The sequence below is a fragment of the Paracoccus kondratievae genome, from assembly GCF_009301415.1.
Taxonomy (GTDB): Bacteria; Pseudomonadota; Alphaproteobacteria; order Rhodobacterales; family Rhodobacteraceae; genus Paracoccus; species Paracoccus kondratievae.
The window spans coordinates 917,224-939,175 of sequence record NZ_CP045073.1; the positions used below are offsets into that span (position 1 = coordinate 917,224).

At 65.2% G+C, this 21,952-nt stretch carries 24 protein-coding genes; 4 read left to right on the top strand and 20 right to left on the bottom strand.

The window, feature by feature from the left end; all coding sequences use genetic code 11:
- Nucleotides 1–10: 10 nt before the first annotated feature.
- The 20 genes from F8A10_RS15790 to F8A10_RS15885 all read right to left on the bottom strand — a co-directional run bounded on the left by F8A10_RS15790 (nucleotide 11) and on the right by F8A10_RS15885 (nucleotide 16,277).
- Complete coding sequence (locus F8A10_RS15790; RefSeq protein ID WP_035746452.1) at nucleotides 11–292, bottom strand: VirB3 family type IV secretion system protein; 282 nt, start codon at nucleotides 290–292, stop codon at nucleotides 11–13.
- On the bottom strand, nucleotides 292–621 hold the full coding sequence (locus F8A10_RS15795; RefSeq protein ID WP_152367862.1) for a TrbC/VirB2 family protein: 330 nt from the start codon (nucleotides 619–621) through the stop codon (nucleotides 292–294). The genes F8A10_RS15790 and F8A10_RS15795 overlap by 1 nt, the downstream gene beginning before the upstream one ends.
- Entirely contained in the window at nucleotides 618–1,568 is a 951-nt protein-coding gene (trbB, locus tag F8A10_RS15800; protein WP_454557392.1) for a P-type conjugative transfer ATPase TrbB, read from the bottom strand. Before trbB ends, F8A10_RS15795 begins: the two co-directional genes overlap by 4 nt.
- A 419-nt stretch (nucleotides 1,569–1,987) precedes the next feature.
- On the bottom strand, nucleotides 1,988–2,452 hold the full coding sequence (locus F8A10_RS15805) for a YqaA family protein (protein WP_152367864.1): 465 nt from the start codon (nucleotides 2,450–2,452) through the stop codon (nucleotides 1,988–1,990).
- The gene (locus F8A10_RS15810; protein WP_058097065.1) at nucleotides 2,434–3,747 is read right to left on the bottom strand and encodes an MFS transporter; all 1,314 of its coding nucleotides are present in this window, start codon (nucleotides 3,745–3,747) and stop codon (nucleotides 2,434–2,436) included. The genes F8A10_RS15805 and F8A10_RS15810 overlap by 19 nt, the downstream gene beginning before the upstream one ends.
- Nucleotides 3,747–4,028 (bottom strand): metal-sensing transcriptional repressor, encoded by a 282-nt coding sequence (locus F8A10_RS15815; RefSeq protein ID WP_058097066.1) that lies wholly within the window; start codon nucleotides 4,026–4,028, stop codon nucleotides 3,747–3,749. Before F8A10_RS15815 ends, F8A10_RS15810 begins: the two co-directional genes overlap by 1 nt.
- A 69-nt stretch (nucleotides 4,029–4,097) precedes the next feature.
- Nucleotides 4,098–4,526 (bottom strand): hypothetical protein, encoded by a 429-nt coding sequence (locus tag F8A10_RS15820; protein ID WP_058097067.1) that lies wholly within the window; start codon nucleotides 4,524–4,526, stop codon nucleotides 4,098–4,100.
- 4 nt (nucleotides 4,527–4,530) lie between these two features.
- Complete coding sequence (locus F8A10_RS15825; RefSeq protein ID WP_152367865.1) at nucleotides 4,531–6,516, bottom strand: conjugal transfer protein TraG; 1,986 nt, start codon at nucleotides 6,514–6,516, stop codon at nucleotides 4,531–4,533.
- 25 nt (nucleotides 6,517–6,541) lie between these two features.
- A complete protein-coding gene (locus F8A10_RS15830) occupies nucleotides 6,542–8,296 on the bottom strand; it encodes a relaxase/mobilization nuclease domain-containing protein (RefSeq protein WP_058099078.1) in 1,755 nt (584 codons plus the stop codon).
- Between the two features lie 243 nt (nucleotides 8,297–8,539).
- Complete coding sequence (locus F8A10_RS15835) at nucleotides 8,540–9,304, bottom strand: lytic transglycosylase domain-containing protein (protein ID WP_088233775.1); 765 nt, start codon at nucleotides 9,302–9,304, stop codon at nucleotides 8,540–8,542.
- 2 nt (nucleotides 9,305–9,306) lie between these two features.
- Nucleotides 9,307–9,642 (bottom strand): DUF736 domain-containing protein, encoded by a 336-nt coding sequence (locus F8A10_RS15840; RefSeq protein ID WP_058096765.1) that lies wholly within the window; start codon nucleotides 9,640–9,642, stop codon nucleotides 9,307–9,309.
- A 67-nt stretch (nucleotides 9,643–9,709) separates the two neighbouring features.
- The gene (locus F8A10_RS15845) at nucleotides 9,710–10,255 is read right to left on the bottom strand and encodes a S26 family signal peptidase (protein ID WP_058096764.1); all 546 of its coding nucleotides are present in this window, start codon (nucleotides 10,253–10,255) and stop codon (nucleotides 9,710–9,712) included.
- On the bottom strand, nucleotides 10,252–10,737 hold the full coding sequence (locus F8A10_RS15850) for a DUF2840 domain-containing protein (protein WP_152367866.1): 486 nt from the start codon (nucleotides 10,735–10,737) through the stop codon (nucleotides 10,252–10,254). Before F8A10_RS15850 ends, F8A10_RS15845 begins: the two co-directional genes overlap by 4 nt.
- Nucleotides 10,734–10,988 (bottom strand): ribbon-helix-helix protein, encoded by a 255-nt coding sequence (locus F8A10_RS15855; protein ID WP_152367867.1) that lies wholly within the window; start codon nucleotides 10,986–10,988, stop codon nucleotides 10,734–10,736. The genes F8A10_RS15850 and F8A10_RS15855 overlap by 4 nt, the downstream gene beginning before the upstream one ends.
- A complete protein-coding gene (locus F8A10_RS15860) occupies nucleotides 10,985–11,728 on the bottom strand; it encodes a DNA-methyltransferase (protein ID WP_058096761.1) in 744 nt (247 codons plus the stop codon). The genes F8A10_RS15855 and F8A10_RS15860 overlap by 4 nt, the downstream gene beginning before the upstream one ends.
- A complete protein-coding gene (gene parA / locus F8A10_RS15865; protein WP_058096760.1) occupies nucleotides 11,725–12,378 on the bottom strand; it encodes a ParA family partition ATPase in 654 nt (217 codons plus the stop codon). The genes F8A10_RS15860 and parA overlap by 4 nt, the downstream gene beginning before the upstream one ends.
- Complete coding sequence (locus F8A10_RS15870; protein ID WP_454557393.1) at nucleotides 12,375–13,454, bottom strand: replication initiator protein A; 1,080 nt, start codon at nucleotides 13,452–13,454, stop codon at nucleotides 12,375–12,377. Before F8A10_RS15870 ends, parA begins: the two co-directional genes overlap by 4 nt.
- 114 nt (nucleotides 13,455–13,568) lie before the next feature.
- A complete protein-coding gene (locus tag F8A10_RS15875; protein WP_012092626.1) occupies nucleotides 13,569–13,850 on the bottom strand; it encodes a helix-turn-helix transcriptional regulator in 282 nt (93 codons plus the stop codon).
- Nucleotides 13,851–14,388: 538 nt separating this feature from the next.
- Nucleotides 14,389–15,666: an ATP-grasp domain-containing protein gene (locus tag F8A10_RS15880; protein WP_152367869.1), complete on the bottom strand. Its 1,278-nt coding sequence runs from the start codon at nucleotides 15,664–15,666 to the stop codon at nucleotides 14,389–14,391.
- A 206-nt stretch (nucleotides 15,667–15,872) separates the two neighbouring features.
- Nucleotides 15,873–16,277, bottom strand: a complete 405-nt coding sequence (locus F8A10_RS15885) for a c-type cytochrome (RefSeq protein WP_152367870.1) — start codon at nucleotides 16,275–16,277, stop codon at nucleotides 15,873–15,875.
- A 151-nt stretch (nucleotides 16,278–16,428) separates the two neighbouring features.
- Between F8A10_RS15885 and F8A10_RS15890 the strand changes: the two genes are divergently transcribed.
- The 4 genes from F8A10_RS15890 to F8A10_RS15905 all read left to right on the top strand — a co-directional run bounded on the left by F8A10_RS15890 (nucleotide 16,429) and on the right by F8A10_RS15905 (nucleotide 21,928).
- Nucleotides 16,429–16,809, top strand: coding sequence for a hypothetical protein (locus F8A10_RS15890; protein WP_227493458.1), 381 nt, complete (start codon nucleotides 16,429–16,431; stop codon nucleotides 16,807–16,809).
- Between the two features lie 74 nt (nucleotides 16,810–16,883).
- On the top strand, nucleotides 16,884–18,392 hold the full coding sequence (locus F8A10_RS15895; protein WP_152367872.1) for a multicopper oxidase family protein: 1,509 nt from the start codon (nucleotides 16,884–16,886) through the stop codon (nucleotides 18,390–18,392).
- Nucleotides 18,393–18,449: 57 nt separating this feature from the next.
- Entirely contained in the window at nucleotides 18,450–19,421 is a 972-nt protein-coding gene (locus F8A10_RS15900) for a cation diffusion facilitator family transporter (protein ID WP_152367873.1), read from the top strand.
- A 101-nt stretch (nucleotides 19,422–19,522) separates the two neighbouring features.
- Nucleotides 19,523–21,928, top strand: coding sequence for a heavy metal translocating P-type ATPase (locus tag F8A10_RS15905; RefSeq protein ID WP_152367874.1), 2,406 nt, complete (start codon nucleotides 19,523–19,525; stop codon nucleotides 21,926–21,928).
- The last annotated feature ends 24 nt before the right edge of the window (nucleotides 21,929–21,952 follow it).

The following is a 21,952-nucleotide window of genomic DNA, read 5'->3' on the forward strand; positions in this document are numbered from 1 at the left end:
GGATCAAACCTCACACCGAGAGATGGCCGGGGATGCGCAGATGGCGGCGCGCAACCTCGACGAAGAGCGGATCGCGCTTGGCGGCCCAGACGGCGGCGATGTGACCGACCGCCCAGATCAGGATGCCTGCCAGCCAGAGCTGGAGGCCGAGGCCGACCGCCCCGGCCAGCGTGCCGTTGAGGATTGCGACAGAGCGTGGAGCACCGCCGAGCAGGATCGGCTCGGTCAGGGCGCGGTGAACCGGCACCGCGAAGCCCGGCACCGCGTCGAGGGCCTCGAAGCTCACCGCCATCAGACCAGCGCCCCGCCGCCGAAGCTGAAGAACGACAGGAAGAAGGAACTGGCGGCGAAGGCGATGGAGATGCCGAAGACGATCTGGATCAGTCGCCGGAAGCCCCCACCCGTATCACCGAAGGCCAACGTCAGGCCGGTGACGATGATGATGATCACCGCCACGATCTTGGCCACCGGCCCTTCAACGGATTCGAGGATGGATTGCAGCGGCGCTTCCCAGGGCATCGAGGAGCCCGAAGCCCAGGCGGGGGAAGTCATGAGGCTCACCCAGGCGACGGCCGAGGCGGTTGCGATATGGCGACGGATGCGGAAGGCACGACGGATCATGCAGGGTCTCCAGTGTTGCGAGTGGTGTCGGGTTCTGAAAAGGCGGGGAAAATCCGGTAGTCGCCGTCGGGACCGAGACCATCGACGCAGGCGAGTTCCACAAGCCGCCGTGCGGAACCGCGACCGGCAAGGACAGCCACGAGGTCGATGGTTTCGGCGATCATGGAGCGCGGGACGGTAACGACAGCTTCCTGGATCAGTTGTTCGAGGCGGCGCAGCGCGCCAATTCCGGAACCGGCGTGAATGGTGCCGATGCCGCCCGGATGGCCGGTTCCCCAGGCTTTGAGGAGATCGAGCGCCTCGGCGCCGCGCACCTCACCGATCGGAATGCGGTCGGGACGCAGGCGCAGCGAGGAACGGACCAGATCGGACAGAGTGGCAACGCCATCCTTGGTCCGCATGGCGACGAGGTTGGGCGCGGCGCATTGCAGCTCGCGGGTGTCCTCGATGATGACGACGCGATCCTGCGTCTTCGCCACCTCGGCCAGCAGTGCATTGGTCAGCGTGGTCTTTCCGGTCGAGGTGCCGCCGGCCACCAGGATGTTGGCACGCGACAGAACGGCAGCGCGGAGTGTTTCCGCCTGGCCGGCGAACATGATGCCGGCCGCCACATAGTCATCAAGCGTGAACACCGCGACGGCGGGCTTGCGGATGGCGAAGGCGGGCGCGGCCACGACCGGCGGCAACAAGCCCTCAAAGCGCTCGCCGGTCTCGGGCAGTTCTGCCGACACGCGTGGGCTACGGGTGTGGACTTCGACGCCGACATGATGAGCAACCAGGCGCACGATGCGCTCGCCATCGGCGGCGGATAGCGTCTCGCCGGTGTCGGCCAATCCTTTGGACAGCCGGTCCACCCAGATCCGGCCGTCGGGGTTCAGCATGACCTCGACGACGGACGGGTCTTGCAGCAGGGTTGAGATGGCAGGCCCGAGCGCCGTCCGGAGCATGCGCGCGCCGCGGTCCACCGTTGCCTGTTTGTGGTTGATGCCTGCCATCTCGTCCCCGTTCCACCGGGGAGGCGAGAGATGATCCCCGGATGGGGATAACTAAAGGAGACCCAAACCGCGCCTTTTCAACAAGTTTCGACCATCGTAGTAGCGTGGCGTGCAAATACAGGAGAACGGCGGTGGCCCTGCGCTGCGCCAAGCGAGGCTTTGATTCCGCTGCGATTCACCCACGCAATTCGTTCTTAAAGTCCATTGCTGCGAGCACTGGAAGAAAAACGCCGCTCCGTACCCGATGCCCATCGGCAGATAAACGGCCAGTTTCGGTCAGTCGCCGGACGTGGCGAACGATCCAATGAGGTCAGCGAAAGTGAGGTAGGTTTCTCACTGGACCGCTACGAGCTGCTGATAGGGCTGCCACATTAGAGCAGCCCTAGCGTGATGACCGTGAGCACCATGTAGCGGCCCGCTTTCGCGATCGTCACGAGCAGCAGGAAACTCCAGAACGGTTCCCGCAGGACGCCAGCCGCCACAGTGAGCGCATCGCCGCCGATCGGTGCCCAGCTCAAGAGCAGGCTCCAGCGGCCCCAGCGTCGATACCAGCCGGTTGCGCGGTCGAGGGCCTGTTCGCTAACCGGAAACCAGCGACGGTGACGGTAGTGCTCTACCCAGCGGCCGAGCAGCCAGTTGGTGACGGAGCCGAGCACATTGCCGATGGTCGCGACGATCACCAGCAGGACAGGCGGTTGCTTGCCGAGAACCAGTAGCCCGACCAGCGCGGCCTCCGATTGGGCCGGCAGGATCGTGGCGGCGACGAAGGCTATGGCGAACACCCCGGCCAGTGAGAGCAGGTCTTCCACGTTCCCGGTCAGCGCTCGCGTGGCCATGCGAGGTGCATATCGTCAATCACATATGCATGGGCATGACGATGCCCTTGCCCGGTTTCCGCAAGATGAGGATGGTCGGCTGGAAGGTCGTCATGGCGATGCGCGACAATTTCGGGGTCATCTGACGGCCAGACGGCCAAGCCGGTGATGATGGCGACGGCGGCCACAGCCGCCAGGATGACGGCCGTGATCGGCAGGCCGAGCGCCGCGCCGGCCCATCCGGCGAGCGGATAGGCGATCAGCCAGCAAGCATGGGAAAGCGCGAACTGCGCAGCGAATAGCGCCGGGCGGTCCTCCGGGTTGGCCGAGCGCCGCAGCAGGCGGCCGGAAGGCGTTTGCGCCGTCGAATAGCCGAGGCCGAGCACGAACCAGAGCGGCAGCAGCCAGCCGTAACCGGGCAGCGCGGCCGCCGCCAGCACTCCCACCACCAGCAGCGACGCGCCCGCCAGCATCGCGGTGCGGTCGGGAACCGATTCCAACAGCTTCGGCAGGGCGAGCGCCGCGACCATCGAGCCTCCGCCGAAAGCGGCGAGCGCCAGCGCCATGGCCTGTTGGTCGAGACCGAAAACGACCTGCACATAGACGACCGTATTGACGATTACCAATGCTCCGGCCGAAGCGACAGCGAGATTGATCGCGAGCAACCCGCGCAGGCGCGGCGTCGCCAGATAGATGCGGATGCCGCGCGTTGTCCGATCATAGATGCCGCGCGGCTGCGACGGCTTCGGGCTCGGCAGCACGACCGACACCACCAGCGCCGCCGAGATCAGGAAACCGATCATCGTGCCGGCGAACAGGTTATGGAAAGAGATGAAGGCAAGCAGCGCCGCCGCCAGCATTGGGCTGACGACGCTTTCCAGATCATAGGCGAGCCGGGAGAGTGACAAGGCGCGTGTGTATTCCTTCTCATCAGGTAAAATGTCGGGGATTGTCGCCTGAAGGGTCGGCGTGAAGGCGGCCGAGGCTGATTGCAGCACGAAGATCAGGACGTAGACCTGCCAGATTTCGGTAACAAACAGCAGAAACACCGCCACGGCGGCGCGCACGAGATCGAGCGCAACCAGCATAGCGCGGCGCGGTACGCGCTCCGCGAAAGCCGACGCGATGGGTGCGACCGTCACATAGGCAATCATTTTGATGGTAAGCGCGGTTCCGAGGACTGCGCCGGCATCGGCTCCGGCCAGCTCGAAAGCGAGCAGGCCGAGGGCGACCGTTGCAAGGCCGGTCCCGACCAGTGCGATGACCTGGGCGAGAAAAAGATGGCGATAGGTTCGGTTTTGGAGAATGGCCAGCATCACAGATATTTCGCTATCTCTTTGAATTGGTCGATCGACTGCCGCCGTTCGCGGTCGAGCGGCCCAACCACTTCCTCAAGGCAGTGGTCCAGGTGATCCTGAATCAGCGTCTTCTTGGCTTGGGCGATTGCCTTCTCTACAGCATGGAGCTGCTGGGCGATGTCGAGGCACGGCCTGCCGGCCTCGATCATCTCGATAACCCCGTTCAGATGGCCGCCCGCGCGTTTCAATCGCTTGACGATCTGGGGGTGGGTTTCGTGGGGGTGCGGTGCCTGGCTCATGGGTATATGCTATCCTCCTGTAGGGGATATGCCAAGACTCTCAGAGAGCCAGTGTGCGATGTGATCTGTTCACTGATCTGACCCTGCCACATCCTCGGAAATCTCTTGGCGGAGCTTCGGCCCCTGCGCGAGGCGCCGACCGAGCGCCGTGATGAACGCCTCATATCGTTCCGCCGACTTGGCCTTCGCGGCCTTTGCCGCTGGCTCAGGCAGCGCCGGCGTTGTCGTGACCCAGAAGCGGATGAACACGGCGAGGCTCTCGACGGCAATGCCGACATCACGCTCCAGCCGCGTCATACGGCGGTCGAGTTGGTCGAGGCGTTTGGCGACAACCGCTTCCCGTCGCTCGGCATCGTCCGGCGACAGGAACGACGCGATGGCGGCTTCGGCGATCATGGATTGCGAGCGATCCCGGCGTGCCGCAAAGTCCGCCAGCGCCGAGGTGACATCGGGGTCAAGATAGATCGTGATCTTCGATTTCTTCCTGTGGCGTGTCATGGCCCTACAAATCCATGCCGTCGTTCGGGTCCATAGCGATCTGCCGGGCAATCCTCTGCTCCTGGCGGATCAGGCGTCGGTTCCGGGCAACATCTTCTTCCACGTCATCGGAAAGATGGGGCTCGAACTCGTTCTCGATGGGCATTTTCTTCTCCACCGGCTTCACGCGGCTGAGTTCGGGCTGCAACCGGCGCTCGGATTCGGTCGGATCTTCATCATCTGCCATGTGGTCCTCGTCATCCTCGGCAGGCCCGGGTCGCGCGGGGATCGGTAGCGTGGTCCAGTCGTCGGGGCGCGTTCCCTCGGGGCGCTTCAATTCGGGCGGGGAAAGAACCCGCTCCCGGAATCGGGCATCCTCAAAGTAGCGCGCCTTCGTCGCCCGGATCGGTGGGATGCCCGCCACCATGACGATCTCTTCATCGGGTGGAAGCTGCATGATCTCGCCTGGCGTCAGCAATTGCCGCGCGGTTTCCGAGCGTGAGACCATGAGATGCCCCAGCCAGGGCGACAGCCGGTGCCCGGCGTAGTTCTTCATCGCCTTCATCTCGGTGGCGGTCCCCAGCGCGTCGGAAACACGCTTGGCGGTGCGCTCGTCGTTCGTGGCGAAACTCACGCGGACATGGCAGTTGTCGAGGATCGAGTTGTTCGGCCCATAGGCTTTCTCGATCTGGTTCAGCGACTGCGCGATCAGAAAACTCTTGAGGCCGTAGCCGGCCATGAACGCCAGCGCCGTCTCGAAGAAGTCCAGTCGCCCGAGCGCTGGAAACTCGTCGAGCATCAAGAGCAGCCGATGCCGCCCGGCATTCGCCTGCAGATCCTCGGTCAGGCGACGGCCGACCTGGTTCAGCAGCAAACGCATCAGGGGCTTGGTTCGGTTGATGTCGGATGGTGGCACCACGAGGTAGAGCGTGGTTGGCTGATCGCCGGCCACAATATCGCTGATCCGCCAGTCGGAGCGGCGCGTGACCTCGGCCACGACGGGATCGCGATAGAGGCCCAGAAACGACATCGCCGTCGACAGGACGCCGCTCCTCTCGTTCTCGGATTTATTGCGCAGCTCGCGCGCCGCACTGGCCACGACCGGATGCGGCCCCGCCTCACCCAGATGCGCGGTTGTCATCATGGCGCGCAGGGTGGAGTCCACTGGACGCTTGGGATCGGACAGGAACCTGGCCACACCAGCCAGCGTCTTGTCGGGCTCGGCATAGAGAACATGCAGGATCGCGCCGACGAGGAGCGAATGGGAGGTCTTTTCCCAATGGTTGCGCTTGTCGAGGCTGCCTTCAGGATCGACGAGGATATCGGCGATATTCTGCACGTCCCTCACCTCCCACTCGCCGCGACGCACTTCGAGCAGTGGATTATAGGCGGATGATTTCGGGTTGGTCGGATCGAAGAGCAGCACGCGACCATGACGTGCCCGGAAACCGGAGGTGAGCTGCCAGTTCTCGCCCTTGATGTCGTGGACAACAGCCGAACCCGGCCAGGTCAGCAGCGTCGGCACCACCAGGCCGACGCCCTTGCCCGATCGGGTTGGCGCGAAACACAGCACATGCTCGGGACCGTCGTGCCGCAGATACTCGCGCTCATATCGGCCGAGGATGACGCCATCGGGATCGAGCAGGCCCGCAGCCTTCACCTCGGGCTTTGAGGCCCATCGCGCCGAGCCATAGGTGGCGACGCCCTTCGCCTCGCGCGCCCGCCAGACCGACATGCCGATGGCGACCGCGATAGCGATGAAGCCGCCCGAGGCTGCGATGATCCCACCCTTGGCAAAGATCGGTGGCGCATAGGCTTCATAGAAATACCACCACCAGAAGATCGCCGGCGGGTAGTAGATCGGCGTCCCGAACAGCTCAAACCAGGGCGGGCCGAGTTGCGCCTGATAGCCGAGACTCCAGGCGACATATTGCGTCGCGCCCCAGGTGGTGGCGAGGATGATGAGGAAGACGATGCTGATCTGTCCCCAGAGAATTTTGGTGGCGGACATGGGCGGAGATCCTTTCCGGTTGAGGTCAGAGGCCGAGGCTGCGCTTTCGCCCGAAGTCCCAATCGATGCCGCCATCGTCGCGGGCGACGCCGGAGACGTGACGGCCGATCTGCTTTTCCAAAGAGGGCGACCAGGGCACGAGCTGGAAGCCGAGGCCCCCGTCGGGTCCGGGACCCTCGATCATGGCGAAACGGCCGGAGGCGAGCGCGAAGCGCTGGCGATAGGAACCGGCGACATATTCGCCGCTGGCGGCGCGCTCGAAGGACATGCCGGTCTCAGCTGCGAGCTTCTCGGCAAGGCTGTCGAGTTCGCGCCTGCGCAGCGTGCTGAGCAGCCGGCGCGCAAAGACCACGCGTCCGCCCTGTCGTTCGGCATAGCCCTCGCCGATCAGATGTTCCGCGCGGTCATCCAGAGCCTGACGGACCTCGGCGCCGAAGCCGCTGTCGGAAAGCGCAATCGGATCTCGGGCGATGGCCTGCCGGTCGAGCCAGGTCGCACCCGACGCGCCGACCTGAGCGCCGAGATCGAGATCGGAGCGGACGGCAAGCGCGACACGGCGCGCACCTTGCGCATCCTCATAAGCGCGCAGCTCGACAATCGAGCCGGGTGGGCTGTCGCCGGCGGCATCCAGATGCGGCAGCTTGATATGATGGCTGCGGCCGTCGACGCCGTCGACCACGGCATAGGCGGTGCCCTTCAACTCATCATCGAGGCCGCGCTCGACCAGGCGGCCGATGACGGGAACATCGAGGCTTTCGCCGGCCAGCACATAGCTGGCCGAACCGCGCTCGATGCCGCGTTCGGTCAGGGCACGGTGCATGCGCTTGATAATGTCGCCGCGCTCGCCGAGTTCGCGCAGCACCGTCTCGGCCTCGGGCTTGATGAACCATTGCGAATGGCCGATCTGGTCGGCCACCCCGAGGATTTCGAGGGTGCGCAGCCGACCGACCTTCAGCGTGTGGAACTCGTCCTGCGGGTGATCAGCGAGCGGGGCGAGATCGACGATACCGGATTTGCCGGCGTCACGGACAAGCTGCCGGTCGAGCTGTGTCCAGCGTTCCGCCTCGATCTGGGCCTCAAGGCTGCGGCGGATATCGAGATCGGTGCGCGGCCCCAGCTCCAGGGTGATGAGATCGCGCGCCCGGTCCCGCATCCCCTCCTTGATGTAGTCGCGGGAAATCACGAGATCCTGCCCGTCATCGCGGGTGCCGCGCACGAGCAGATGGACATGCGGATGCGCCGTGTTCCAGTGATCGACCGCCACCCAGTCGAGGCGCGTTCCGAGATCCTTTTCCATCTGACCGACAAGATCGTCGGTGAAGGATCGGAGGTCGGACATATCCAGCGCGTCGTCAGGCGAGACGATGAACCGGAAATGATGTCGGTCATCACCGCAGCGCTCCGCGAAAGCGCGACCATCGGCGTCCTCGGTTCCCGGCCCGAACAGCCTTGCCTTCTCTCCGTCTCGGGTCACGCCGTCACGGCGCAGATAATCAAGATGCGCCCCAAGCGGCGCCGACGACGCCATGTGGCGAACGACGCGCGCCTTGACGACGGCGCCCCGTGTGCGGGAGGTGATGAGGCGGTTGGCCTGAACGCTGGCGCGCTGGCCGCGCCCGAAACGGGAGCGATTACTGGAGGTGACGAGACCGGATCGCGAGACGCCGCCTCCGGCCTTCTTCGCGGCGGCAAGTGCCTGCGCGATGAAGGGCCGGGTTTGCTGCGCACGGGTCGAGCGGATGCGCCCCGGACGGATGCGAAACTCGTGCTCATCGGACATGGCACATCCCCGCACGGTGCAAAACAGAAAAGAAAATCAGGAAGATGGGCGCGAAGCACACGGCGCGCGAAAAAGCAGCACGGTGCGAAACGCGCCGAAAACATGAACAAAAACAACCGCCCGCCTGAGCCGCACCGTGCGCGCTTTTATCCTGCCATCTTTCGGTCGTGGTGCCTGCCGCCACCCTCTGCGCCCTCCATGACACGCCAGCGCCCGATGGGATGCGAATTGCGGTGCCGCTGCTCATGGCCGGTCCCCACCGGCATCGCGGGCGACGAACAGCCCCTCCGACTGCAAGGCGGTGAGTGCGTCCGGTGCCGCCGGGACGAGCGAAGGGGCATCGTCCGGCGTGCGGTCGGGGGACGCGGGATCGGCAGCGGAAGCGCCTATTTCACGCGCGACGAAGAGCGCCGCCTCGCGCCAGTCGGGCGGCGGAGCGACCGTCGAGCCGCTGCCGGAAGGCCGCTCGCCGAGCAGGATCGGCGTCAAAGCAGCGACATAGGCGCGCGTCTCGGCAGGCAGCGGACGAGCCGTCGCGCGGTATTCATCGTAGCGACCGGGACCGGCATTGTAGGCCGCGAGCATCGCGGCGACATTGCCGTAGCGATCCCACATCTCGCGTAGGTAGGCGGTGCCCGCGAGGATGTTGTCGCGCGGCTCGAAGGGGTCGCGGCCGAGAGCATGGCGGATGCGCAGCTCCGCCCAAGTCGAGGGCATGACCTGCATCAGCCCCATCGCCCCGGCGGTGGATATGGCGCGCATATCGCCCGCGCTTTCGACCTGCATCACGGCGATGATCCATGACGGCGGGATGCCGAAACGCTGCGAAGCCTCCTCGATATGCGCGCCGTGCGGATGCGCAGCGACCGTGCGATCCGGCACGGTGGTTTGCGCCAGACCGGACAGCGGGGCGATGGTGGAGACGAACAGGCCGGAAAAAAGAAGGAGGATGATGCGGCGGCGGACACCGCATCTCCCCGAAGCGGGACGAGTGCAGGACGTGACCATGATCACCCCTGTTCGTCGCGCTTCTTCGGACGGGTCCAGTGCAGACCCCACTCGCGGCCATCTTCGTCCGACTGGAACAGCCGGGCGCGGATCGGCTGCTGAAAGACGGGATCGTCGAGAAGGACGGAGACGAACGGTCCTGCGCGCTCGCCAGAATGTTTCCAGCCTGCGCCGACTTCCGGCCCGTCTTCATCCCCAAGCCGAATTCGATAGGCGGGCGCGTTCTCTGACTCGACATCATCGATCGGAACAAAGGTCAGCTCAAGGTCGAGCGAGAGGGTGCGAAGCTGCCCGAAATAGCCGGACGGGGTGCGGGTAAACTGGCCGATCTGTGCCATGGAAGGCTCCTTTCCTATGCGGTAGAGAAGACGCGGGGCGCTCGCACGCCCCGCACTGGACGCGCCGTCACCGCATCGGCGCGCGCCAGACAAAGCGGCCATCGCCGTCTTCGTCGGTGAAAAGCGGGATCGCGTGGCCGATCACCGCGGAGGCGGGGAGCGGGCCGAAATAGCGGCCGTCGAGGCTGTCGCCGACGTCCGGGTTCATCAGGAAAACCTCGCCCTCGGCGATGACGCGGCAGCCCAGCCAGACCGGCAGGTCTCGGCCGAGGCTGTCGTGGTCGCGCGCCTCGCCGAGCGGAACGCCGTTGACGGAGATGGCGCGGCCAGCGCGACATACGCGCTGTCCGGGCAAGCCGAGGACATGCTTCAGAAGCGGCACGTCGCGGGCGACATAGCCGCGCTTGACCATGAACGAAGCGATGGGTTCGGGTGGGATGACGGCGACCAGATCGGGCACCTCGATCCGCTGAGTGGGCGTGACGGTGTAGAAGCCGATGGGCACGCTGGCCGATGCGTTCCAGACCAGCCTTGGCGCGGTCGGAACGAATCCGGTAATGGCGATCCCGAGCGTGGCAGCCGTTGTCGCCATGACATAGCGAAAGCGCGTCATGGGGCGATCTCCCGGCGCCGGAGCCATGCCTGATGGCGCTCGGCGGTGTAGGGTCGCGGCGCTTCGCCCGCGTTCATCCAATGGGCAACGTGCCGCCAGTGATCGGGATCGACCTGGGCGGGATCGACGCCAATGGCCTCGATCCCGTCGACATGGCGGAGGACGGCCTCGACCTTCGGCCAGCCTTCGATCTTCAGCAGGATTTCGCCGCCCGGACGGGCGAAGGGCAGCGTCTGATAGGACTCGCCCGGCGCAACCGCGCGCAGGATGTCGAGGCGCGAAATGATCGTGCCGTGGTCGTTCGCCGCCCAGCGGACGAACGCGAACACCGCGCCAGGACCGAAAGAGACGATACGGCGGTTGCGGTCGAGGAGCTGCGTTCCCGCCTCATGGCCGAACCTGATCCAGTATTCGGTCCTGCCTTCCACCCAGGTCAGTTCCACGCGGGTCAGATTGTCGTCATGGGCGTCGATGCCGTTCATGGGCGGTCTCCCGATATGTCGGGAAACTCGCGCGCCAGCAGGTCGCGCAGCATGTCGGCGACGGTGATGCCGCGTCTGATCGCGGCGATCTTGATCCGCCCGCGAAGCTCGGGCGTGATGTCAATCGTCAGCCGGGCGGAATGGGCGGTTACGGCGCCATCTCGCGCTGGTCGCGCATCGCCGGCCCTGATCCAGCCTTCGGGATCGGCCGGGCGGGCGGCGAAGCCGCGCTTGTCGGCGCGGGCCGTCATGACGGGCCTCCGTCATGAAACGGCAGCACGGTGGCGATGCGCGCCCGCGCGCGCTCGGCCATGTCGGGGTCGATCTCGCAGCCGATATAGCGCCGGCCGGAAAGCCGGCAGGCTTCCCCGGCCGCGCCGGAACCGGCGAACCAGTCGCCGACCAGGCCACCTTCCGGGCAGCTCGTGCGGATCAGAATTTCCAGGAGCGCCGCAGGTTTCTCGGTCGGATGGATGGCGCGGCCATGACAGTTGCGCAGGTAGATGACCGAGCGCATGAGGCGCGGCCCGCCGTCATGGCTGACGTAATGGCCGGCGTCGATCTTGCCGGTATGGGGTGGGCGCCGCTTGCGCCGGACGGTGCGGGCTGTTGCGTCGGGCGTGGTCTGGACGTCGTTGTAGATGTCGCGCCATGTCGTCTCGGCGGGATAGAACTGCACCGCCAGTTCATGCACGCGCTTGAAGCGGTCGGCATGAAAGCCGGTGCCGTTCTGCTTCTCCCAAACCACCTCCTGCGCGATCCGCAGGCCCGCATCAGTGAAGCGGTCCGCTGTCGCCATGAAGCTGCGCAGCGAACCGAAGACCCAGAGCGAGCCGGTCGGCGTAAGCGCGGCGCGCGCCAGCCCGACCCAGCCCTCGACACGCCGATCCCAGGCGAGCGAGGTGCCGCCATAGGGCGGATCAGCGAGGATCATGTCGTAGGGTGCGTGCCAGGGCATCTGTTCGCGGCAATCGCCGGTGAGAATCGTCATGCCGACGCCCTCCCGATGCCCAGCCGTTCGACCTCGGTAGCCAGTGCTGCGATCTCGCGCGCCGCAGGTGATCGGGCGTCGATCTCACTGGCGAGCCGCCCGGTCTGCGCGGCGTCGGCGAAGACGACGCGCTGGCCGATGGCGCTGGCGAGTAGCGGGGGGTCGTGGTCGGCCAGCGTCTCGGCCGTTTCGCGGGCAATGACGGTGCGCGAGCCGCAGCGGTTGAGCACGAAGCGCGCGACGAGCTGCGGGCGATAGATGCTCGCTTCCGTCAGGAGGGCGAGCATCTCGGCCGAGGCCCAGCCGTCGAACGGCGATGGCTGCACCGGGATCAGCACGAGATCGGCGGCGAGCAGCGCCGAGCGCATGAGGCCGGCGACGCGCGGCGGCCCGTCTATGACGATATGATCGACATCGCGGGCAAGCTCTGGCGCCTCACGGTGCAGCGTATCGCGCGCCAGGCCGAGTGTGCCGAAGGCACGGGGCAGGCCCTCACGCGCGCGTTGTTGCGACCAGTCGAGGGCGGAACCTTGCGGATCGGCGTCGATCAGGGTGACGCGCTTGCCACCCTGCGCCAATTCTCCGGCAAGATGCAGCGCCAGCGTCGTCTTCCCGACGCCGCCCTTCTGGTTGAGGAGCGCGATGATCATTCGCACCCCCCCGGCAGATCGAGAGGCAGGCGGGGTGTGTCGGCAGATTCAGGAGCTTCTGCCGCGCCTCGATCACATGCCGGTCGAGGCGGTGTCAGGGCACATGAGGCCCTCTCCTTCGCGGCTCTACCGAGGTTTCTGGCGGTGTCGCGGATGAGGTTTTCCACATCGCGCGCGCGCTCTTCAAAGTTAGACTCTTTGTTAGACTCTAAGTTAAGGGCGCGATTTCCTGAATGGGTTCCGGGTGTTAAGCCCGGTTTCGGTTCCTGATAGCACGAGCCTCCGGTTCCCGATAGCACGATAGTCCGGGTTCCTGATAGCACGAGGCCATCCACAGGTTTTCCACAGGGCGCGACCGGCTCGAAGGCCAGCAGCATCCGCCCGCCAACCTCAGCTTCGAGAAACAGCGAATAGCCCGGCAGAGGCTGGCGCCGGATGATGTCGCGCAGCTCGAAGGCGAAGCGCTTGAACGGCGACAGGCTGCCGGATTTCTGGTGAAGGTGACGGAAATCGAACCGCCAGCCATCGCGCTGGCGGCCGCCGTGCTTGCGCACCAGGCGATAGAGCCAGCGGTCAAGGCCGCCGGTTAGGTCGAAATAGGTCCGGTCGATGGTCAGCACGAGCGCATCGTCGAGGACGGCCTGGTAGAACCAGTCCGGCACGATCATCTCGATGCCATCGGGTCTGCCGCTATGGTCGGTGCGTTCCTGCCATTCGTTGATCCAGGAGAAGCGATGCCGGCGCCCTTCGACCGGCTGGCGGATCGAGGTGGAAATCGTGGTCGATTGCAGCCGGTCGAGCGCCGCCTTCAGGCGCTGATAGTCGCGCAAGCCGGTGCCGCGCCCGACATAGGTGAGAATCTCGTAGGGCGTGGCGGCCATCAGCCGGGAGGTGCGAAGGCCGCTGTCGCGGGCTTCGACGATCTGGCTCGCCGCCCAGATCAGAATATCGGCGTCCCAGATCGTGGCCATGCCGTGATCGGGAACAGCCTCGACCCGGATGGAGACATTGCCGGCGGCGAAGTCGATGGGCGCGATGCGCTTCGACTTGGCGAGGGAGAAGAAGGGATAGGCCATGAGATCCTGCGCGTCTCGTGGCGCGAAATCGCCGGGGAGCGCCCTGAACAGGTCGAGTTGCCCGCGCTCGGAAAGGGATCGACGTCGCACCGTCATGAAGAAAACCGCGAGCGGTCAGCGGGCGTAACGACCAGCCTGCGGGCCGGACGGAAACGCATGACGCTTGGCGGGCAGCACGGAGCCGCGCGGATCGGAGGTGGAGGTCACCGCGCCGCGCTCGGTCCAGGCCTCAAGATCGTCGATGGCATAGACCACACGGCCGCCAAGCTTGCGATAGGCTGGCCCGGTTCCGTAGGTGCGGTGTTTTTCGAGCGTCCGGGCCGAGAGGCTGAGAAAGGTCGCGGCCTCTTTGGTCCGTAGAAAACGCGGCGGCAGGACGACGGGTTCATGTGGCATGATCGGGCCTCCGTGGTGTTGCAAACGGCCACTGCGGATCAGCGGCGGGCAATGACCACGGTGGCGAAGGAAGACCGGCGAGGTGCAGGGCGAAGTTGGGGGGTATCGAAATCGCCCACCATCAGGGGCGAAAGATACCCCCTCCGTATCCGCGACGAGAGCAGCACGGAACTATTCTGAGGGCGATAGCTCGATTTATTCTCCCCCTCACGAACGCCACCGGCATCGAAGTATTCGGGCCGGCGATCCCGAAAAGCCGAAAAGCACACAATTTCAGCTTGCTGTAAGAAATTCACCAACCGGCACAGTCATCAGGTCAGGAGAGTATCGGTCCGGAGAAACCGCTTCCGGACCTCATGGCAGCGGGGTCAGTGTTCAGCCGCCCGAATAGCCCTCGAAAACAACGAAAAAATCCGGCCGCAACCGGATCGGGAGAACGCTTTCGCGAGGGCAAGTGCCGGAGGGGATGCGCCTGATGTTGAATGCTCCCCAAATTAATGCATTGATATATTAAAGCCAAACCCCGCCAGCTCACGCTTCAGATCACGAACACGGGCGCGAAGCCGCCCCCTGGCGTCCTGAAGTTCGTGGTCTGACCTTGATAGAGGCGCGCGGCCACCAGAAGCACCTGGCCATCATATGTATACAGACGCACGTCCATTTTGCGCGTCTGGGGTATCTCGTCGATCCTGATCATGCGCTCGCTGGGGCGGACCAGCGTCTGAGCAACGTATCCGCCCTCCGCGATCTCCGCCCAGACCCCTTTCGTCAGCTTGTCGCCACGATATACCGCCTTGCCGCCATGTCCGCCGGTCGGCTTGAAGAACAGGTCCCTGCGGGATTTCCAAAGTGCGTCAGCGTTGTCAGGACTGACCAGCACGGTGCGTGGAACGGCATCAAGCAGGGCGCGAAGTCTCGGTTCCACGCCCCAGGCCTCCAGCGTCGCGGAATTCGAAAGAAGCGAAAGGTTGCGCTTGTCTGCAAGGAGCGCGTGATTGTGCGGATTCGGCGTCACGACCACCGCGCCATCCCGGTAGGCTTCCTGCAATGCCTTGTGCTCGGGCTGATCGAAGGCGAAATCGGTGACCCGGTTGTAAACGAGGTCGATTGTCTTTCCATCGGCGCTGAGCCGACCATCGTCGTAGCGAAGGTGACTGGCGTCGGCGATGATCGCGTCTACCCCTCGTGCCGCGAAAACTTGCCCCGCGAGCACGAACTCGGGGTAGAGATACTGTTCCGGCGGACTGTCATCGACGATGGCGATGCGTTGTGGCGCGCCCGTTCCCCGCTGCCGAATCCATTCGTTCTGGAACATGCGAAACGCCGCGTCCTCGAACGATGGCAGCGTCGGGGGGATATCCATTTCGGTGCAACACGCGCGCTGCGCCCTCGCAAGAAAGGCATTGAGAAACGCCCCGCCGGCGTTGGTATTGATTTCGATCAAGCGGGGGCCGTCTTCGCCAAGATGGAAGTCGTAGCCCATCAATGCCCCGAGCGGGCCATGATCCGCCCGCGCGATTTCCGGCACCCAAGAGAGGACTGCGGCCTTGTATGCCGCGAGTTGGGCGGTGGTCTCCACAGCCACTGCGATCGCGCGCATCTCATTGACGGCGGTGGCCGAAAGGAACACCGGCACGTGCGAGAACAGATGGGCCTTGGGGCGGATGAACGTCTCGAAGAACGCCGGATCACCGGCCTCGCGCTCCATCGCTTCGCGCAGCGATGGAAGGTCCATTGTAACGCAGAAGCAGCTCTTGTTGAGCCGCTCCGTGCGGTCATGAACCCGCTTCGATGAACTGGAGCCGGGATTGTTCATCGAGGGAAAACCCGAGGCGGCGCCAAGATCGAGCGCGCTTCAAATGCCAAGTAAGCCATGAATAATCCCACGAACATCCCTCCCAAAGGTTTCGCCATCAGGTCGATCCAAATATGCCGCTTCTGTTCGGCGGCCTCAACTGTGACCGGTGGGCCTCGGGAAATTGCACTGCCGGTCGCACGGGCAGCTCCATCCCGAAGGTGCCATCAGTGTGGTTGCGACACATTCTCCTGGTAGGTCCGCTCGCGCTCTGGCCAGGTGCTCTTGATATAGGCGAGGACAGCCCGGATCTCGGCGTCGCTGAGAAGATCGGCAAACCCCGGCATGTCGCTCTCATAGCCGCCCCCGACGATGGCGGCCGTGCCTTCCCTGACGATGCGGAACAGGATGTCATCGGGATGGTGCCACGTGTGGCCGCCGGCATCGTGCGGTGGCGCCGGGAGACGTCCGGATGGAAGGGGCGTCTTCCAGTCCGGCTGCCCCTCGAGCTGCGCACCGTGGCAGGACGCACATTGGTCCGCATAGACCTGCCGGCCCTGTTCGATGACTTCTGCAGATGACGCGGCGTTGGATGCGGTCTGGGCATAGTGCCTGCCAGCGAAGACCGCCATGACCAGGCCTCCGACGAGCAACCCGGGCCACAAGATATTACGGAGTTCTTTTCGCATGAGTTGCATGATTGGTGGCGAGGAATTTCTATTGGCTACATGCCGAGGATGAATTTCTGCCAGAGGCGCGACGCCGGAGGCAATGGACATTCCCGTGACCAGCGCCTATCTTTCCGGCATGTTCTCGCGCCTCGTCACTATGCTTGCCGTACTCGCGATCGCCGTCATGACGACGGTGACCTCCGCGCATGCGGCGCGCTTGAGCGCAGAGCCGGATCACTCGGTGCATGTCGGCGAGATGATGCAGGTTGCGGCCGGCAGCGAACATTCCTGTGATGGCGAACAGCACTGCGGATCGATCGACACCGGAAGCTGTGAGCTGCTTTGCGCCGGTCTTTCGGTCTTCCTGACCTTGCCCGGCGAGGGCTCTGGCAGCGATTACGGGCCTGTCAGCCATGCCCTGCCCGCTGATGCCATCCTTGCCAGCCGCGCACCCGGACTGAACGAACGACCTCCCAAACTCCGTCTCCTCTGATCACGTGCCCGGGCTGCGGCCTGCGGCGCCCATCGGCTTTGAAGAACGGGACTAACTGTCCCGAGGAGACGACCATGAATACCATTTCACGACGCGGCTTTCTTGCCGCTGGCGCAGCCATGCTGGCCTCTGCGCATTTGCCCCGAATCGCGTCGGCGCAGGGCATCGCCCCGCTGCCCTTGCACGCCGCCAGCCGGGTGCTGGACATCGACGGTCGCGCCGCCACCGTTTGGGGCCTTGCCGGGCCAGCCGGACAGGGGCTGACACTCGATCCCGGCGCGCGGTTCCGGGTGGATCTGCGCAACGATCTCGATACTGACACGCTGATCCACTGGCACGGCCAGATCCCGCCCAACGCACAGGATGGCGTGCCCGACATGCCTTTGCCGATGCTCGCCCCCGGCGAGACTCGCGCCTATGACTTCGCGCCGCTGCCCGGCACCTACTGGATGCACGCGCATGTGCCGCTGCACGAGATGCGCCTTCTGGCCGCGCCGCTGATCGTGCGCAGCGCCGAGGATATCAGCGCCGACCGGCAGGAAGTAGTGCTGTTCCTGCATGACTTCTCGTTCAAGGCACCCGAGGAAGTGATGGCCGAGATCCTCGACGGCCATGGGACGGCAGACGGCCATGGAGGCGGCCAAGGCGCGGGCATGGGCGGCATGGCGGGTATGGATCATGGCGCCATGGGGAACATGCCGATGGAAGGCATGGATCACGGCGCCATGGGCGGCATGATGGGGATGGGTGCCATGGACGGCATGGCGATGGACCTCAATGACTACGACTGGGACGCCTATCTTGCCAATGACCGCACGCTGTCGGACCCCGAGGTGGTGCAGGTCGAGCGCGGTGGGCGCGTCCGCCTGCGGGTGATCAATGCCGCCGCGGCGACGGTGTTCTGGATCGAGACTGGCGAGGCGCAGGCGCGACTTGTCGCGGTGGACGGACATGCGGTTCAGCCGGTTCCTGGCACGCGCTTCGGCCTGGCCATGGGCCAGCGGCTCGATCTGGAGATCGACCTGCCGAACGAGGGCGGCGCTTGGCCGATCCTGGCGCTGCGGGAAGGCGCGCGTGAGCGCACCGGCCTGATCCTTGCCACGCAGGGCGCCGAAATCCGGCGCATCGATGCCGTGGCTGAAGCGGAAGCCCCCGCCTTCGACACCGATCTGGCGCAGGAGTCGCGTTTGCTCGCGGCGGAGGCGCTGCCGGATCGGCCGGTGGACCGCAGCCATATGGTGATGCTGGGCGGCTCGATGCAGCCCTATGTCTGGACGATCGACGGAGCCGTCTGGGGCCAGCATCGCCCGATAGCCGCGCGCAGCGGTGAGCGGGTAGTGCTGTCCTTTCACAACATGTCGATGATGGGTCACCCGATGCATCTGCACGGGCATGTCTTCCAGGTCGTCGGGCTGAACGGACGTGCGGTCGCGGGCGCGCGGCGCGACACGGTCTATGTGCCGCCGATGTCGATGGTCGATGTGGCGCTCGACGCCGGCGAGGCGGCGCGCTGGATGCTGCATTGCCACCACATGCCGCATCTCGAAACTGGCATGATGACCGAATTCGCGGTCAGCGCATAGGCCAGGCAGAGAACGCCGGAATCCGGCGTTCTCCTTCAGCAGCAAGGAGGTGGACTCATGTCGATGTCTCATGGCGGCCATGCCGGTCACGTGCCCGCGGGCGGCGACCGCAAGATACTTGTCATCTCGGGTTGGCTCACCGGGCTTTATTTTATAGTCGAACTCGGCATCGGCATTTGGACAGGCTCAGTCGCCGTCATTTCCGATGCCTTCCACACCTTCTCGGCCGTGGGCGGCGTGCTTATCGCGCTGGTCGCGCTGCGCCTGACTGAGCGGAAATCCAGCCCGGCGCGCACCTTCGGCTATGTCCGGGCCGAAATTCTTGGTGCCCTTTTCAACGGCCTGTTTCTCATCGTGATGGCTCTTGTAGTGCTGTGGATGGGTGCGATGCGCCTCATGGAGCCAATCGAACTGGCCACGACGCCAATGCTGTTCGCCGCTGCGGGCGGGATCGCCACCGAGCTTGTTGCGCTCTGGTTACTCTACGAACGCCAGAAGGGCAACCTGAACATGCGCGGCGCCTACTGGCACATCCTGCAGACCTTCGTCGGCAGCTTCCTGATCATCATCTCGGCGCTGGTGATCCGGTTTACGGGCTTCCTTGCCATCGACCCGCTGCTTGGCATGGCCTTCGGGCTAGTGCTGCTATGGGCTTCCTGGGGCATTCTGCGCGAGGCATTGCATATCCTGTTGCAAGGCACGCCGGAAGACCTCGATCTGGAGGCCGCAATCACGGCCATCCGGCAATTGGAGGGGGTGACGGATGTGCATCACGTCCACGCCTGGAGCCTGACATCCGGGCGCAATGTCTTCTCGAGCCACATCTGCGTTCGAAACTGGCAGGACGGCGAGCGGGTGCTGCGGCAGGCGAACAATCTCCTGCGCGAGCGATTCAACATCTACTTCTCGACGTTGCAGGTCGAGGAATACTGTCTCGATGGTGAGGAGACCGCGGCCGACATCGACATCACGCGGTCACATGCCGGGTCAGGACGGGCCAGCGTCGGAAAGGTCCACGGTAGTCACTGACGGCAGGAACTCCGGAATCCAATCACCTCTTGACCTTCCAGCGATTGGAAGGCGCAGAACAGACGAAACGCAAGCTCAGGAAACGCCGAGGAGGCGTGAACATGACCAGCAAGACGGAACACGATCACCAGAACCAGACTCACGCCCATTCGGCCCACGGACATGTGCATGATCACGCGCATGACCACGCAGCCGCCGCGCAGGACGACACGCACAAGGTCAAGGACCCGGTCTGCGGAATGATGGTCGATCCCCACACGACCCAGCACAAGGCCGAGCATGCCGGTCGGCCATATTACTTCTGCTCGGCCGGGTGCCGGGCGAAGTTCCTGGCCGAGCCGGAACGCTATCTCGATCCGGCCGCCGCGGCGGCCAAGGCAGAGCCGGTTCCCGAAGGGACGATCTACACCTGCCCGATGCACCCGGAGATCCGGCAGGTCGGGCCCGGATCATGCCCGATCTGCGGCATGGGGCTGGAGCCGGTTCTGGTCAGCCTAGAGGCAGAGCCGAATGTAGAACTGATCGACATGACGCGCCGGTTCTGGATCGGCCTTGCTCTGACGATCCCGGTGTTCGTCCTCGAGATGGGCGGGCATCTTTTCGGGCTGACCCACGCCATCGGTCAGCAGGCCTCGAACTGGCTGCAACTGCTCCTCGCCACGCCAGTCGTTCTCTGGGCGGGCTGGCCATTCTTCCAGCGCGGCTGGCAGTCGCTGGTCAACCGCAGCCTCAACATGTTCACCCTGATCGCCATGGGCACCGGCACGGCCTGGATCTACAGCGTCGTGGCGACGCTGGCGCCGGGCATTTTTCCTGACCAGTTCCGCCAGCCCGACGGCTCGGTCGCGGTCTATTTCGAGGCGGCGGCGGTCATTACCGTGCTCGTGCTGCTCGGGCAGGTGCTGGAGTTGCGCGCGAGAGAGAGCACCAGCGGCGCGATCCGCGCGCTGCTCGACCTTGCCCCCAAGACCGCCCGGATCATCCGCGACGACGGCACCGAGGAGGAGGTTCAGCTCGACACCGTTCATGTCGGCGACCGCCTGCGGGTGCGGCCCGGCGAGAAGGTTCCGGTCGATGGCGAGGTGCTCGAGGGTCGCAGCGCCGTCGATGAATCGATGGTGACCGGCGAGTCGATGCCGGTGACCAAGGAGGTCGGCGCCACCGCCATCGGCGGCACCATGAACCAGTCCGGCGCGCTGGTGATCGAGGCGAAGAAGGTCGGCCGCGACACCATGCTGTCGCAGATCGTCCAGCTTGTCGCCGAGGCGCAGCGGAGCCGCGCGCCGATCCAGCGGCTGGCCGATCAGGTCTCCGGCTGGTTCGTCCCGGCGGTGATCGTGGTCGCGGTGCTCGCCTTCATCGCCTGGTCGATCTGGGGTCCCGAGCCGCGCTTCTCGTTCGGTCTCATCGCGGCGGTCTCGGTTCTGATCATCGCCTGCCCCTGTGCGCTGGGGCTGGCGACGCCGATGTCGATCATGGTCGGCGTCGGGCGCGGCGCGCAGGCGGGCGTGCTGATCAAGAACGCCGAGGCGCTGGAGCATATGGAGAAGGTCGACACCATCATCGTCGACAAGACCGGCACCCTGACCGAGGGCCGGCCCGCCGTCACCGCCATCGTTCCGGCTGCTGGCTTTACCGAGGAAGAAGCCTTGCGCCTTGCCACCAGTGTCGAACGCGCCAGCGAGCATCCGTTGGCGCTGGCCATCGTGCGGGCGGCCGAGGAGCGCGGCCTTGAACTCGCACCGGTCGCGGATTTCGACTCACCCACCGGCAAGGGCGCGCTCGGAGTGGTCGAGGGCAAGCGCATTCCCCTTGGCAATGCCAAGTTCCTCGCCGAGCAGGGCGTCGATGTCGCGCCGCTGGCCGATGAGGCCGACCGGCTGCGCGAGGACGGCGCAACCGCGATCTTCATGGGGGTGGACGGGCAGGTTGCGGCCATCTTTGCCATCGCCGATCCGGTCAAGCCATCGACGCCCGAGGCGCTCGCCGCGCTCAAGGAGCAGGGCATCCGCGTGGTGATGCTCACCGGCGACAACTGGACCACGGCGAAGGCCGTCGCGCGCCAGCTCGGCATCGACGAGGTCGAGGCGGAGGTGCTGCCCGACCAGAAGAGCGCGGTCGTGCAGCGGCACAAGGCGGCGGGCGAGGTGGTGGCGATGGCCGGCGACGGCGTCAACGACGCCCCGGCGCTGGCCGCTGCGGACGTTGGCATCGCCATGGGCACCGGCACCGATGTGGCGATGGAAAGCGCGGGCGTCACATTGCTCAAGGGCGATCTGACCGGCATCGTCCGCGCCCGCAAGCTGTCGGAAGCGGTCATGGGCAATATCCGCCAGAACCTGTTCTTCGCCTTCATCTACAACGCTCTGGGCGTGCCGGTCGCGGCCGGGGTGCTGTATCCGTTCTTCGGCATCCTGCTGTCGCCGATCATCGCGGCGGCCGCCATGGCGCTGTCCTCGGTCAGCGTGATCACCAATGCCGCTCGGCTGCGGAGGGTGAAGCTGTGATGCCCGCTGGCGCGCCTCTGCCGG